At 55.9% G+C, this 14,273-nt stretch carries 10 protein-coding genes and 3 tRNA genes; 4 read left to right on the forward strand and 9 right to left on the reverse strand.

Features of this window, described 5'->3' with window-relative positions; genetic code table 11:
* Positions 1–7: 7 nt before the first annotated feature.
* Genes amiB through nnr form a run of 3 tightly spaced genes read right to left on the reverse strand, consistent with a single transcriptional unit; the run spans position 8 to position 3,339 of the window.
* The gene (gene amiB / locus QRN24_RS14015; RefSeq protein WP_014168308.1) at positions 8–1,345 is read right to left on the reverse strand and encodes an N-acetylmuramoyl-L-alanine amidase AmiB; all 1,338 of its coding nucleotides are present in this window, start codon (positions 1,343–1,345) and stop codon (positions 8–10) included.
* Between the two features lie 16 nt (positions 1,346–1,361).
* Positions 1,362–1,823: a tRNA (adenosine(37)-N6)-threonylcarbamoyltransferase complex ATPase subunit type 1 TsaE gene (gene tsaE / locus QRN24_RS14020; protein ID WP_020882947.1), complete on the reverse strand. Its 462-nt coding sequence runs from the start codon at positions 1,821–1,823 to the stop codon at positions 1,362–1,364.
* Positions 1,816–3,339: a bifunctional ADP-dependent NAD(P)H-hydrate dehydratase/NAD(P)H-hydrate epimerase gene (gene nnr / locus QRN24_RS14025; RefSeq protein ID WP_025206258.1), complete on the reverse strand. Its 1,524-nt coding sequence runs from the start codon at positions 3,337–3,339 to the stop codon at positions 1,816–1,818. The genes tsaE and nnr overlap by 8 nt, the downstream gene beginning before the upstream one ends.
* Here nnr and queG point away from each other — a divergent pair.
* Positions 3,338–4,477, forward strand: a complete 1,140-nt coding sequence (gene queG / locus QRN24_RS14030) for a tRNA epoxyqueuosine(34) reductase QueG (RefSeq protein WP_284942821.1) — start codon at positions 3,338–3,340, stop codon at positions 4,475–4,477. The two genes, nnr and queG, sit on opposite strands and share 2 nt — an antisense overlap.
* 269 nt (positions 4,478–4,746) lie before the next feature.
* On the opposite strand, the gene QRN24_RS14035 is transcribed toward queG, so the two are convergent.
* The 4 genes from QRN24_RS14035 to orn all read right to left on the reverse strand — a co-directional run bounded on the left by QRN24_RS14035 (position 4,747) and on the right by orn (position 5,807).
* Positions 4,747–4,822, reverse strand: a tRNA-Gly gene (locus QRN24_RS14035).
* 36 nt (positions 4,823–4,858) lie between these two features.
* Positions 4,859–4,934 (reverse strand) — tRNA-Gly (locus QRN24_RS14040).
* 36 nt (positions 4,935–4,970) lie between these two features.
* A tRNA-Gly gene (locus tag QRN24_RS14045) sits at positions 4,971–5,046 on the reverse strand.
* A 215-nt stretch (positions 5,047–5,261) separates the two neighbouring features.
* Entirely contained in the window at positions 5,262–5,807 is a 546-nt protein-coding gene (gene orn / locus QRN24_RS14050; RefSeq protein ID WP_025206260.1) for an oligoribonuclease, read from the reverse strand.
* Positions 5,808–5,914: 107 nt separating this feature from the next.
* Between orn and rsgA the strand changes: the two genes are divergently transcribed.
* The 3 genes from rsgA (at position 5,915) to mscM (ending at position 11,376) form a co-directional block, all read left to right on the forward strand.
* Positions 5,915–6,967, forward strand: coding sequence for a small ribosomal subunit biogenesis GTPase RsgA (gene rsgA, locus QRN24_RS14055; protein ID WP_020882951.1), 1,053 nt, complete (start codon positions 5,915–5,917; stop codon positions 6,965–6,967).
* Positions 6,968–7,064: 97 nt separating this feature from the next.
* On the forward strand, positions 7,065–8,033 hold the full coding sequence (gene asd, locus QRN24_RS14060; protein ID WP_047355587.1) for an archaetidylserine decarboxylase: 969 nt from the start codon (positions 7,065–7,067) through the stop codon (positions 8,031–8,033).
* A 19-nt stretch (positions 8,034–8,052) separates the two neighbouring features.
* Positions 8,053–11,376 carry a miniconductance mechanosensitive channel MscM gene (gene mscM, locus QRN24_RS14065; RefSeq protein ID WP_284942822.1) on the forward strand — a complete coding sequence of 1,108 codons (3,324 nt, stop codon included), beginning with the start codon at positions 8,053–8,055 and terminating at the stop codon, positions 11,374–11,376.
* A gap of 39 nt (positions 11,377–11,415) precedes the next feature.
* Here the strand turns inward: mscM and yjeM are convergent, their stop codons facing one another.
* Together yjeM and epmA are read right to left on the reverse strand one after the other, a co-directional pair.
* Positions 11,416–12,915, reverse strand: a complete 1,500-nt coding sequence (yjeM, locus tag QRN24_RS14070; protein ID WP_284942823.1) for a glutamate/gamma-aminobutyrate family transporter YjeM — start codon at positions 12,913–12,915, stop codon at positions 11,416–11,418.
* A gap of 200 nt (positions 12,916–13,115) precedes the next feature.
* Positions 13,116–14,093, reverse strand: a complete 978-nt coding sequence (gene epmA / locus QRN24_RS14075; protein WP_020882955.1) for an elongation factor P--(R)-beta-lysine ligase — start codon at positions 14,091–14,093, stop codon at positions 13,116–13,118.
* Positions 14,094–14,273: the final 180 nt, after the last annotated feature.

Here is a 14,273-nt window from a genome sequence, read left to right on the forward strand (position 1 = left end):
ATTCTCCTTAGTTGGTCGCGGTCATCTCACCTGGCTGCGCTGCGCTGGCCGTCTGGGCGGCACCGCCCTGTGGCGCGGACTGCAGCGGATGCGCATCAAAGTATTTACGCAGACCGTTATAGATCGCTTCGGCAATTTGCTGCTGATAGCTGTCGCTGCCCAGCAGGCGTTCTTCAGCGTTATTACTGATAAAGCCCGTTTCCACCAGAATCGATGGAATATCCGGCGATCGCAGAACGCCAAGGCTCGCATGCTCCGGACGGCGCTTGTGCAATGACCCGATGCCCTGCAGCTGGTTCAATACATTTGTGGCGACATCATACCCGACGCGCTGGGAATGACCGAATTGTAAATCCAGCACCGCCTGGCTGAGATACGGATCGGCCTGGCTGTTTGCCAGCACATCACCCGCGCCACCTAACAGTTCGGACTGTTTCTCGTGCTCTTCAAGCCAGTTTGCCATTTCACTGTTCGCCCGACGGTTTGACAGCACCCACACTGAGGCTCCCGTGGCGTTACGGTTTGGCGCGGCATCCGCATGAATGGACACCAGGAAATTGGCATTTTGCTTACGTGCCACATCCGAGCGGCCCATCACCGAGATAAAGTAATCGCCGTCGCGCGTCAGCACGCCTTTAAACATAGGATCGTCGTTTAGCAGCGTCCGCAGCTTACGGGCAACCGCGATGGTGACATTTTTCTCCCGCGTACCGCCCGGGCCAATTGCGCCGGGATCCTGACCGCCGTGCCCCGCATCAATGGCGATAATCACTTTATCACCGCTGACCGCGCGACGTGCGCTGGCCGCCGGCCGCGTCACGGTATTGCTGCTGGTAACGCTGGTAATGCGGTCGCTGTCCGTTTTAAACGGATTACGTGCCGGTTCAGATGGGCGCGGGGTATATACCGGCTCTTCCACGCGTTTCGCCACCACAGGTGGAGGCGGAGGCGGCGGAGGGGCGTCAGCGTTGATGGTAAAGACCACCGTATAATTCGCACCGTTTTGCTGTTTAACCGCTCTGGTTTTACCCTTTTCGGTTAGGTCGACCACCAGACGCAATGACTGGCTATCTTTTGGCGAGCCGGAACGAATGCTTTTAACCAGATTATTGCCGCTGAACTGGAGCGGTAACCCCTGGATAACCCCGGTTTGTTTGATATCCAGCGCCACGCTGTGGCTGTCTGGCTGTGAAAAAGCATATTCCGGATCGCCCATAAAGCTGAATGTGATCCTGGCCTGGCTTTCGCCGTTCGACACCTGAATATCCGAGAGGCTTGCCGCCCCGGCCTGCGCGCACAGCAGCACCGTGGCAGCCAATAACCAACCTTTAACGCGACTAATCATCCCGTCATCCCTACGCTTAACCGGCCAGACGCGCCAGTAAGGAACTACCTGATGAGGAAACAGCACTGATGCGTGCCTCACGCCCTTGTGCCTGGTAATCTAAGTGAATTTCGACATCCGGGTCAGGCAACACACCCGCACCTTGTTGCGGCCACTCCACCAGGCAGATGGCATCATTGGCAAAATAATCACGGATCCCCATAAATTCCAGCTCCTCGGGATCCGCAAGGCGGTATAAATCAAAGTGGTACACCATGAGATTTTCAAGGGTGTACGGTTCTACCAGCGTGTAGGTTGGGCTTTTCACATTGCCTTTATGGCCTAACGCCTGCAGAAAACCCCGGCTGAAGGTGGTTTTACCCGCACCTAAATCACCATACAGATAAATGACGGTTGCCCCCTGACAGGCCTGTGCCACGCGTTTGCCAAGATCTAAAGTGGCTTGTTCATCAGGTAAAGAAATCGCTCGATTAGTCATTTTCTACGTCAATCACATCCGGGTTAACAACACGCCGTAGCGTGCAAAAAAGATCGGTGGCCAGCATTCCGCGTGTACCGTAACGTGCCGCCAGCTTATCCGCCGCGACACCATGGGCCACGCAGCCAGCGCAGGCTGCATCATAAAGGGGAAGTTTCTGTCCAAGCAATGCGCCAATGATGCCGGAAAGCACATCGCCCATTCCGCCGCTCGCCATGCCCGCATTTCCGGCATCGACAATGCCCAGTGCCTCGTCGCTGGCGACAACGGTTCCTGCCCCTTTCAGAACGGCAACACCTCCGTAACGTTTTACCAGACGCCGGGCAGAAAGTAAGCGATCGCTTTCAATTTCTGCCACGCTGCAGTTAAGCAGGCGCGCGGCTTCGCCGGGGTGCGGCGTCAGAATGCGATTGTGACGCTTATCAGGATTGATTGCCAGAAGGTTCAGCGCGTCGGCATCCCACAGCATCGGTTTACGAAAATTCTCGACCTTCTGCAGGGCCTGTTTCCCCCAGGCCTGCTGCCCAAGCCCCGGGCCAATGACCACGACATCTGCCCATTCGAGACTCTCTTCAAGCGACTGCGGCGTCAATTCATGCACCATCAGCTCCGGGCGAGCCGTAATAATTGGCGCACTATTTTCGATGCGCGTCAGTACCCGCACTAAGCCAGCACCGCAACGCAATGCCGCTTCCCCCGTCATGCGGATAGCCCCCGCCGTACCGTGGTCACCTCCAATGATCACCAGCCTGCCGTGATCGCCTTTATGGGACGTCGGGCGGCGCGGCGGTAGCCACTGTGCCAGCAGCGAAGCATCAACGCGCGAAACGTGGGTTTCCTGCCCGGCAAGCCAGCTCTCCAGCCCCAGTGCGTTATGGTGCAACGTTCCCGTGACATCCCGCGCTTTACCGGTAAGCAGCCCCGGTTTCAGGGCGATAAAGGCAACGGTGTGCGCGGCCTGAATCACCGCGCCCGGCGTCGTGCCGGTTTGCGCCATCAGGCCAGAAGGTATATCCAGGGCCACCACCGGCGCGCTGTGGGCATTGGCACGTGCAATCAGGGTGGCAACCGGGTCGCGCGGCGCACTGCGAAGCCCGGTGCCCAGCAGGCCATCAATAATCACATCAATCTCTTCCGGCCAGACGATATCGGTGGCATGTATAACACCGCCCGCGTTCAGCCAGGCTTCCCGCGCCGCACTGGCCTCTTCTGGCAGCGGTTTATCGCTCTCCAGCGCCAGCAACGTCACGTGGATCCCGGCGGCAACCGCCAGCCGGGCAACGACATAACCGTCACCGCCGTTATTGCCGTGTCCGCATAAAATCAGCCAGTGCGACGATTCAGGGTAAGCCGTGCGGGCAACGTTAAACGCCGCTTCACCCGCGCGTTGCATCAGTTCATACAGGGTAATGCCGAGGCTGTCTGCGGCCTCTTTTTCGGCGTGCCGGAGGTCATCCGCATGCCAGATGGAATGTGGTATACTTTCGGGGTTTTTCTTCACAGTATGGTCCGTCATGTCACAGCCCCTCGATCTCAATGAATTAGCGCAAAAAATTAAACAGTGGGGTGCTGAGCTTGGCTTCCAGAAGGTGGGTATCACCGATACCGACCTCTCCGCCAGCGAGCCGAAACTGCAGGCATGGCTGGATAAACAATACCATGGCGAAATGGAGTGGATGGCGCGTCATGGCATGATGCGTGCCCGCCCACACGAGCTGTTGCCCGGTACATTACGCGTCATCAGCGTACGCATGAACTACCTGCCCGCCAACGCGGCGTTTGCTCGCACGTTAAAAAATCCCGCACTTGGTTACGTCAGCCGGTACGCCCTGGGTCGTGATTACCATAAGCTTCTGCGTAACCGTTTAAAAAAACTCGGGGAAACTATTCAGCAGCACTGTGTGTCGCTGAATTTTAGACCGTTTGTAGACTCTGCGCCTGTTCTTGAGCGCCCGATAGCAGAAAAAGCCGGGCTTGGCTGGACAGGTAAGCACTCACTTATCCTTAGCCGCGACGCCGGATCGTTCTTTTTCCTCGGTGAACTGCTCATAGATTTGCCGCTGCCGGTAGATGGTCCGGTAGAGGAAGGTTGCGGGCGCTGCGTGGCCTGCATGACCATTTGCCCGACGGGTGCCATCGTTGAGCCTTATACGGTGGATGCGCGCCGCTGCATCTCCTATCTCACCATTGAACTCGAAGGGGCGATACCGGAAGAATTCCGTCCGCTTATCGGGAACCGTATCTACGGCTGCGATGACTGCCAGCTGATCTGCCCCTGGAATCGTTACTCGCAGCTTACGGATGAAGACGATTTCAGTCCTCGTAAAGCGCTTCATGCGCCTCAGCTTATCGAGCTCTTCGCCTGGAGTGAGGACTGGTTCCTGAAAGTCACCGAAGGATCCGCCATTCGGCGTATTGGGCATCTGCGCTGGTTACGAAATGTCGCCGTTGCGCTGGGCAATGCGCCCTGGGATGAAGCCAATATTCAGGCGCTCGAAAGTCGCAGAGGTGAGCACCCACTTCTTGATGAACACATAGAATGGGCGATTGCGCAGCAAATCGAGAAGCGTAATGCCTGCGTTGTCGAGGTGCAGCTGCCGAAGAAACAACGGCTGGTGAGAGTGATTGAAAAAGGGCTTGTACGGGATGCTTGATATATTCACAGCCTGTGAATAAAAATAAAAACTCAAGCGCCATCGGGGCTGGCAATGAGGTCAAGTGATCTAAATAACATTTTGAAATGAAATTTACTTCATTAAATTCAGTATGTTAAGAAGATATTATTCACCCTGCTAATTTTCTTCTGGTCTGTAACTGAGTAGGGCTTCTGTGGATAACTCTGTTCACAAGAGTATTTCAGATGCAATAGAAAATGTCCCCAACGAAGCATTCCGCTGTGGATAATCTGGAGATGATAAGAATTTGGAGCGGGAAACGAGACTCGAACTCGCGACCCCGACCTTGGCAAGGTCGTGCTCTACCAACTGAGCTATTCCCGCTTGGGTGGTCCGTGCTGTGGAAGCACTTTCAAATTTTGGAGCGGGAAACGAGACTCGAACTCGCGACCCCGACCTTGGCAAGGTCGTGCTCTACCAACTGAGCTATTCCCGCTTGGGTGGTCTGTGCTTTAGAAGCACCTTCAAATTTTGGAGCGGGAAACGAGACTCGAACTCGCGACCCCGACCTTGGCAAGGTCGTGCTCTACCAACTGAGCTATTCCCGCAAATTTGCACTGCTTTTGTTGCTATCGTAACGCGTATTTCTCTGTCGTTACGGGAGGCGCATTATACGAGAAATCCGTTTAGCTGCAACCCCCCTAAAAGCGTTTTTTGTGAAATTCAGTTCAAGTGATGGAATATTCATCGCTTTGCACGTTTTTACACCATTCATGCGTTCTTTAGGCCGGGTAACGCGCAACGCCCCCGGCAACCGCCTGAATTACAGCTTAATAAAGTTCTCGCGATAATACGCCAGTTCGGCCACGGACTCACGGATATCGTCCATGGCCTGATGCGTTCCTTGCTTTTTAAAGCCATCCAGGATTTCCGGTTTCCAGCGACGCGCCAGCTCTTTCAGGGTGCTCACATCCAGATAGCGGTAATGGAAGTAAGACTCCAGCTCCGGCATGTACTTAAACAGAAAACGGCGATCCTGACCGATGCTGTTACCGCAGATAGGTGATTTGCCCGCCGGAACCCACTGTTTCAGAAACGCAAGCGTTGCCAGCTCCGCCTCGCGATCGCCCATGGTGCTGGCCTTAACGCGCTCCACCAGCCCGCTCCCCGTATGGGTGCGCACGTTCCACTCATCCATTAACGCAAGCTGGTCGTCGGACTGATGAACCGCGATAGTCGGCCCTTCCGCCAGAATATTCAGGTTGGCATCGGTCACCAGGGTTGCAATCTCAATAATGCGATCGCGCTCGGGATCCAGCCCGGTCATTTCAAGATCGATCCAAATCAGGTTGTTTTCATCCGCGCTCATGTTATTTTCCACCCTTCTCGCATAACCGGCTGTAGCAGGTTAACTAGTATTAATTAGAGTGTATCATAGAGGTTTTGCCCCTTACGGGCGACCAGGAGCCAGCGCGATTGAGTAAAAATAAACTCTCCAAAGGGCAGCAGCGCCGTGTGAATGCCAATCACCAGCGCCGTCTTAAAACCACTTCGGAGAAGGTCGATTACGACGACAACCTGTTTGGCGAACCGATGGAAGGCATCGTCATCAGCCGTTTCGGTATGCACGCCGACGTGGAATCCGCCAACGGTGAGATTCACCGCTGCAACATCCGCCGGACGATTCGTTCTCTGGTAACCGGCGATCGCGTGGTCTGGCGCCCGGGTAAAGAAGCGGCGGAAGGCGTCACGGTAAAAGGCATCGTTGAGGCGGTCCACGCGCGTACGTCGGTACTGACCCGTCCCGATTTCTACGACGGGGTTAAACCTATCGCAGCCAACATTAACCAGATCGTTATCGTCTCGGCGATTTTGCCCGAACTTTCGCTCAATATTATCGACCGATACCTTGTCGCCTGTGAAACGCTGCAGGTTGAACCGATCATCGTACTCAACAAAATCGATCTGCTCGATGAAGACGGTATGAACTTCGTCAACGAGCAGATGGATATCTACCGTAACATTGGGTATCGCGTTCTGATGGTTTCCAGCTATACCAAAGATGGTCTGAAACCGCTTGAAGAGGCGCTTACCGATCGCATCAGCATCTTTGCGGGACAGTCCGGTGTGGGCAAATCGAGCCTGCTGAACAACCTTCTCGGCCTCCAGCAAGAGATCGTGACCAACGATGTGTCTGATGTTTCTGGCCTGGGCCAGCACACCACAACCGCGTCACGCCTGTATCACTTCCCGCACGGCGGCGATGTCATTGACTCCCCGGGCGTGCGTGAATTCGGTTTGTGGCACCTTGAGCCGGAACAAATCTTCAACGGATTTGTCGAATTCCATGATTATTTAGGCGCTTGCAAATACCGCGACTGTAAACATGACAATGACCCGGGCTGCGCTATCCGTGAAGCAGTCGAGAAAGGCGAAATAGCGGAGACCCGCTTTGAAAACTACCACCGCATTCTCGAGAGCATGGATCAGGTAAAAACGCGTAAAAACTTTTCTGATTCTGATAACTGACAACTAAGCTAAGCATCGCTAAAATCGTCCCCTTTTTTCAGGTTCCGGCGCTTTGCGGCCGGATCAGGAACGACAAAACAATGGCCTGGAGGCTACCTTGTTAAACTCATTTAAACTTTCGCTTCAATACATTCTGCCGAAACTGTGGCTCACTCGCCTGGCGGGCTGGGGCGCGAGCAAACGAGCGGGCTGGCTGACCAAACTGGTCATCGACCTTTTCGTAAAATATTACAAGGTCGACATGAAAGAGGCGCAGAAGCCGGATACCGCCAGCTACCGCACCTTCAACGAGTTTTTCGTCCGCCCACTGCGCGACGACGTGCGCCCGCTGAATACGGACCCTAACGTGCTGGTGATGCCTGCAGATGGCGTGATTAGCCAACTGGGTAACATCGAAGACGACAAAATCCTGCAGGCGAAAGGCCATAACTACAGCCTGGAAGCGTTGCTGGCAGGTAACTACCTGATGGCGGATCTGTTCCGTAACGGGACCTTCGCGACCACCTATCTCTCACCGCGCGACTATCACCGCGTGCACATGCCGTGCAACGGCATCCTGCGTGAAATGATCTACGTTCCGGGCGATCTGTTCTCCGTGAACCACCTCACGGCGCAGAACGTACCTAACCTGTTCGCCCGTAACGAACGCGTCATCTGCCTGTTTGATACTGAATTCGGCCCTATGGCGCAGATTCTGGTGGGCGCGACCATTGTCGGCAGCATTGAAACCGTCTGGGCTGGCACCATCACCCCACCACGTGAAGGCGTGATCAAGCGCTGGACCTGGCCTGCCGGTGAAGAAGAAGGCTCTGTCGCCCTGCTGAAAGGTCAGGAGATGGGTCGCTTCAAGCTGGGCTCAACCGTTATCAACCTGTTTGCACCGGGTAAAGTTAAGCTGGCCGAACAGCTTGAAAGCCTGTCGGTCACCAAACTGGGTCAGCCGCTGGCCGTCTCTACCGAAACCTTCGTAACACCGGTGGCAGAACCTGCACCGTTGTCCCAAGAAGAGATCGACGCCGAGCACGACGCCAGCCCGCTGGTTGACGACAAAAAAGACGAAGGCTAATAACAGAAGGATCGCTGACGTGCGCCCGATTATCGTTCTACTGATGGCCTGGTGCCTCAGCATGGGGGCGTACGCAGCGACAGCCCCCGACGCAAAACAGATAACCCAGGAACTGGAGCAGGCAAAAGCGGCAAAACCCGCTCAGCCAGAGACCGTTGAGTCGCTCCAGTCCGCCCTGAACGCGCTCGCGGAGCGAAAAGGCTCCCTTGAGCGTGCGCAGCAATATCAGCAGGTTATCGACAACTTCCCCAAACTCTCGCAAACGCTGCGCTCGCAGCTCAGTAATCTGCGTGATGAACCGCGCGATATACCGGCGGACATGTCTTCTGATGCGCTGAATCAGGAGATCCTCCAGGTCAGCAGCCAGCTTCTGGAAAAGAGCCGTCTGGCTCAGCAGGAGCAGGAGCGGGCGCGTGAAATTGCCGACTCGCTCAGCCAGCTTCCCCAGCAGCAAACCGATGCCCGCCGCCAGCTTAATGAAGTTGAGCGTCGCGTTGGCACGCAAAGCGGCAACACGCCGCAAGCGCAGGCGCAGAATCTGGGGCTGCAGGCCGAATCTGCTCGCCTCAAAGCCCTTGTCGATGAACTGGAGCTGGCGCAGCTCTCCGCCAATAACCGCCAGGAGCTGTCGCGGATGCGCTCTGAGCTGGCGCAGAAGCAGAGCGAACAGCTGGATGCATATCTGCAGGCCCTGCGTAATCAGCTTAACAGCCAGCGACAGCGCGAAGCCGAGCGTGCGCTTGAAAGCACCGAACTGCTGGCGGAAAACAGCGCGAACCTGCCCAGCGGCATCGTTGAGCAGTTTAAGGTCAACCGCGAGCTCTCTGCGGCGCTGAACCAACAGGCGCAGCGTATGGACCTGGTGGCCTCGCAACAGCGTCAGGCTACCAATCAAACCCTGCAGGTCCGCCAGGCGCTTAACACGTTGCGTGAGCAGTCCCAGTGGCTAGGGTCATCAAACCTGCTGGGTGAGGCGTTACGCGCGCAGGTCTCACGCCTGCCGGAAATGCCCAAACCGCAACAGCTGGATACCGAAATGGCTCAGCTGCGCGTGCAGCGACTGCACTTTGAGGATCTGCTCAACAAACAGCCGCAAATCCGCCAGATCCGTCAGGCTGACGGACAGCCGCTGACCAGCGAGCAGAACCGCATTCTGGAAGCCCAGTTGCGTACCCAGCGTGAACTGCTGAACTCCCTGCTCCAGGGCGGGGATACGCTGATTCTGGAACTGACCAAACTGAAGGTCTCTAATAGCCAACTGGAAGATGCGCTGAAAGAGGTGAATGAGGCAACGCACCGTTATCTCTTCTGGACCTCCGACGTGCGGCCGATGACCTTCTCGTGGCCGATTGAGATTGTTCAGGATCTGCGCCGCCTTATTTCGCTGGATACCTTCAGCCAACTGGGCCAGGCCAGCGTGATGATGCTCACCAGTAAAGAGACCATTTTCCCGCTGCTGGCCGCGCTGATTCTGGTGGGCTTCAGCATTTACTCGCGCCGGTATTTCACCCGATTCCTGGAACGCTCCAGCGCCCGGGTGGGGAAAGTTACGCAGGATCACTTCTGGCTGACGTTACGTACCGTCTTCTGGTCGATTCTCGTCGCCTCACCGCTACCGGTCCTGTGGATGACGCTTGGATATGGCCTGCGGGAAGCCTGGCCCTACCCGCTCGCGGTGGCCATTGGCGATGGCGTCACTGCCACGGTGCCACTGCTGTGGGTGGTAATGATTTGCGCCACGTTCGCGCGGCCCAACGGTTTGTTCATCGCTCACTTCGGCTGGCCGCGTAATCGCGTTGCACGCGCCATGCGTTACTACCTGATGAGCATCGGACTGATTGTGCCGCTGATTATGGCGCTGATCATGTTCGATAAACTCAACGACCGGGAATTCTCAGGGTCGCTGGGCCGCCTCTGCTTTATGCTGATATGCGGGGCGCTGGCAATTGTCACGCTCAGCCTGAAACGCGCCGGTATCCCGCTCTATCTGGATAAATCCGGTAACGGCGACAACATGTTCAACCGGCTGCTCTGGAATCTGCTGCTGAGCGCACCGCTGATTGCCATGCTGGCAGCGACGGTGGGTTACCTGGCGACCGCCAAGGCGCTGCTGGCGAGGCTTGAAACCTCGGTGGCGATCTGGTTCCTGCTTCTGGTGGTGTATCACGTGATACGCCGCTGGATGCTGATCCAGCGCCGCCGTCTGGCGTTCGACCGTGCCAAGCACCGACGGGCAGAGATCCTCGCCCAGCGTGCGCGTGGCGAGGAAGAGCCAAACCATGTCAACAGCACAGAAGGCACGACGGAAGCTGACGAAGTCGAGCTGGATCTGGATGCCATCAGTACCCAATCCCTGCGACTGGTACGCTCCATCCTGATGCTGATTGCCCTGCTGTCGGTGATCTTCCTGTGGTCGGAAATTCACTCCGCGTTTGGCTTCCTGGAAAACATCTCCCTGTGGGACGTAACGTCCACGGTACAAGGTGTGGAGAGCCTGGAGCCGATTACCTTAGGCGCGGTGTTGATTGCCATTCTGGTGTTGATCATCACCACCCAGCTGGTGCGTAACTTCCCGGCGCTGCTGGAGCTGGCCCTGCTGCAGCATCTCGATTTAACCCCGGGGACGGGATATGCAATTACCACCATCACCAAATATCTGATCATGCTGTTTGGCGGGCTGGTCGGCTTCTCAATGATTGGTATTGAATGGTCGAAACTGCAGTGGCTGGTGGCGGCACTTGGTGTGGGGTTAGGGTTTGGCTTACAGGAGATCTTCGCCAACTTTATCTCTGGCCTGATTATTCTGTTCGAAAAACCAATTCGTATTGGCGATACGGTAACGATCCGCGATTTGACCGGCAGCATCACCAGGATCAACACGCGCGCCACCACGATCAGCGACTGGGACCGTAAAGAGATCATCGTGCCGAACAAGGCGTTTATTACCGAGCAGTTTATCAACTGGTCGCTGTCAGACTCCGTCACGCGTGTGGTGCTGACGGTACCTGCGCCGTCGGATGCCGATAGCGAAGAGGTCACTCAGATCCTCTACACCGCCGCGGAGCGCTGTTCATTTGTGATCGACAACCCGGCGCCGGAAGTGTTCCTGGTGGATTTACAACAGGGGATCCAGATTTTCGAACTGCGTATTTACGCTGCCGAAATGGGACACCGTATGCCACTGCGTCATGAGATCCACCAGCTGATTCTGGCAGGGTTCCGTGAGCACGGCATTGATATGCCGTTCCCACCGTTCCAGATGCGTCTGGAAAGCCTGGACGGGCGCAAAACGGGAAGAACGTTAACGTCAGCGGCGCGCACACGCCCGGCAGGAAGTCTGTAACCCTTCTCCCCTCCCTTCCGGGAGGGGAATGTTTGACCGCTACGCCACTTCCGTCAGCAACGCCACAGAATGTCGGCGGTAATTCTCATAAATCCCCATCGCCAGCAGTGAGAAGAAGACCGGGCCGCCCACCATCCACAGTGCGCTACTCCAGTCATTCGCCTCAATCACCGGCTGAATAACGGTAAAGATGTTGGCGAATGCCACTACCAGCACCACCACCGTGGTTGCCAGCAGCGTGGCGGCGCGCGTTTTGAAAATCACAAACGGACGCTCAAGATCCTCCTTCGCCTTAAAGAACGGGAAGGCCAGGCTCAGAAAGAGATAAGGCAGCGTCATCGACACGTTCGCCATCAGGGTCAGCTTGTTATAAAACGCTGACGCGGTATCCCCACCAAACGACACCAGCAAAATGAACACGCTGACCAGCAGGCACTGCATCCACATGGCGTTGGCGGGCATACCTGCGGTATTCAGTTGCGTCATGCGTGCAGGCCACAGCGCTTTTGGCGTGCCCTGAATTATCGCTTTCAACGGAGAGTAAATCAGCGTGAAAAACGCGCCGGTATAGGCAAGGAACATGGACAAGCCGGTGATGCGTGCAAACCAGACGCCCATCGTTGCCGCCGCTGCCGGTGTCAGATTCATCGCTTGTCCCAGCGTCATCCCCAGGCTTTTCATCAGCACATAGGTTATGTTGCCCAGGTTAGTGGTGTTGTTGCTGAGTACCTGCTGCCAGTTGGTGCTGACACCCCAGAGGAAAATTGCCAGCGAATAGCCAATGGAGATAACTATCGCGGCAAAAATAATGCCTTTCGCAAAGTTCTTTTCCGGGTTCTCGGTCTTGTCGACCAGGCCGCCCACCGCCTCAATACCGCCGTACGCAAAAATGGCAAACACCACAAAGGAGAGCATAGCGAGCCCGGACTGATAGCTGGGGTTGGGCGAGGAAACGAAGTTCACCTCCTGAGCGAAATGTCCGCCGTTCAGGCACAGAATGGCAATGCTGACCAGCAGCAACACCAGGTTCAGGCACATCACCGAGATCCCGCCCACGGCGGTAATGCGGGCAATTTTGTTGATGCCCTTAGACGCCACCAGCGTTACAACCACCATCCAGCAGACGGCCAGAATCCCGACCACCTGCGTGGAACTCAGACCAGCCAAAGACCAGACCTGAGTGTAATCGCTGCCGAAAACAAACGTCGAAAACGGTACCCAGACCTTGGCCGCCGTACTGACCATCCAGACCACATACGAGGAGAACCACATAAACGTGCCGATAAACGCGTAGCGCGGGCCGATGCTGTTGTTCATCCAGGAATAGATCCCGCCCTCTTCTTTGCGGTAAGCCGCCCCCATTTCCGCCATCATCAGCGCAAACGGTATGAAGAAAAACAGGGCCGAGACGATGTAAAACGGCGTTGCGCTGTAGCCCATCAGATAGAAAGCCGACGGGCTGTTGGCAAAGCCAAAGACGGAGGTAAAAATCATCAGGATGAGCCCGGTGAGGGTCATCTTTTTAAGTGACTGGAACATAGCGCCATCCAAAGGAAGTTAAACTGCGCGGATGGTAGCAGATGACCAGATTAATATTGTGGCTATTAGGGGCAAATTAAGAAAAAGACCTGCGTACAGAGAATGTGGCAGTTTTTAATGTTGTCGTGCGGAAATGGAAAGGTTAATTGACATCAGAGGAGAGCCGGGTAAGCGACAGTGCTACCCGGCAATACGGTGCGTTATGCGCGATCGACCGTAAACGCGATCACTTCGCCCAGCTGTTCTGCACCCAGCGCCAGCATCACCAGACGATCAACGCCCAGCGCCACGCCGGAGCAGTCCGGCAGGCCCGCCTTCAATGCTTCCAGCAGATGGGTATCAATAGGCTGCTGCGGCAGACCACGTGCCGCGCGCTTGCGGTTATCCTGCTCAAAACGCTGCTGCTGTTCGCGTGCGTCGGTCAGTTCGTGGAAGCCGTTCGCCAGCTCGATACCTTTGTAATAGACCTCAAAACGCTCCGCCACGCGGTGATCTTCGGTGCTGATCTGCGCCAGCGAAGCCTGGCTTGCCGGGAAGTGATATACAAACGTCGGCCGGTCTTTGCCAATTTGCGGCTCAACGCCAAAGGTGAAGAGCAGTTGCAGCAGCGTGTCGCGGTCTTCTTCGGTATCTGCCACGTTGCTCAGATCCAGTTTTGCCGCCACTTCGCGCAGCTGCGCTTTATCCGCAGAGAGCGGATCAATTTCCAGGTAACGCTGGAAAACCTGCTGATAAGAGAGCGTTTCCGCTTCTGAGCACTCCAGCACCTGCTGCAGCAGATCGTCCACCTCGTTCATCAGGCGGTACATATCATAATGCGGACGGTACCACTCCAGCATGGTGAATTCCGGATTGTGGTGACGCCCCATCTCTTCATTACGGAAACTGCGGCACAGCTGATAGACCGGGCCACATCCTGCCGCCAGCAGGCGTTTCATGTGGTATTCCGGGCTGGTCATCAGATACAAATTCATGCCCTGTGAGTGGCCAGGACCAACAAAACGGGTTTCAAACGGGACCAGATGAATATCCGTTACCGTTGCCTGACTCATGCACGGGGTTTCCACCTCAAGGACGCCGCGGTCGGCAAAGAAGCGGCGGATCTCCGCCATAATTGCAGCGCGTTTTAGCAGGTTGGGGATGGATGCGCTCGGCTGCCAGGTGGCCGTTTCGCTCATGAGTTTTTCTCCGATTTCAGACAAGGGCACGAAGTCTACTCGTTACCAGGGACGGAGACAAATTTTGCGCAGTAAAAAAGCGCATTTCATTTAGGTGAACAATTGCGCGACGAAATTCATTACTCACCGCGATAAATCGCCGCACAGAACAGCAAAAAAATCGAACACGTCAAATTTCCC

This window comes from Enterobacter sp. MEB024, from assembly GCF_030209635.1.
GTDB classification, from domain to species: Bacteria; Pseudomonadota; Gammaproteobacteria; order Enterobacterales; family Enterobacteriaceae; genus Enterobacter; species Enterobacter ludwigii.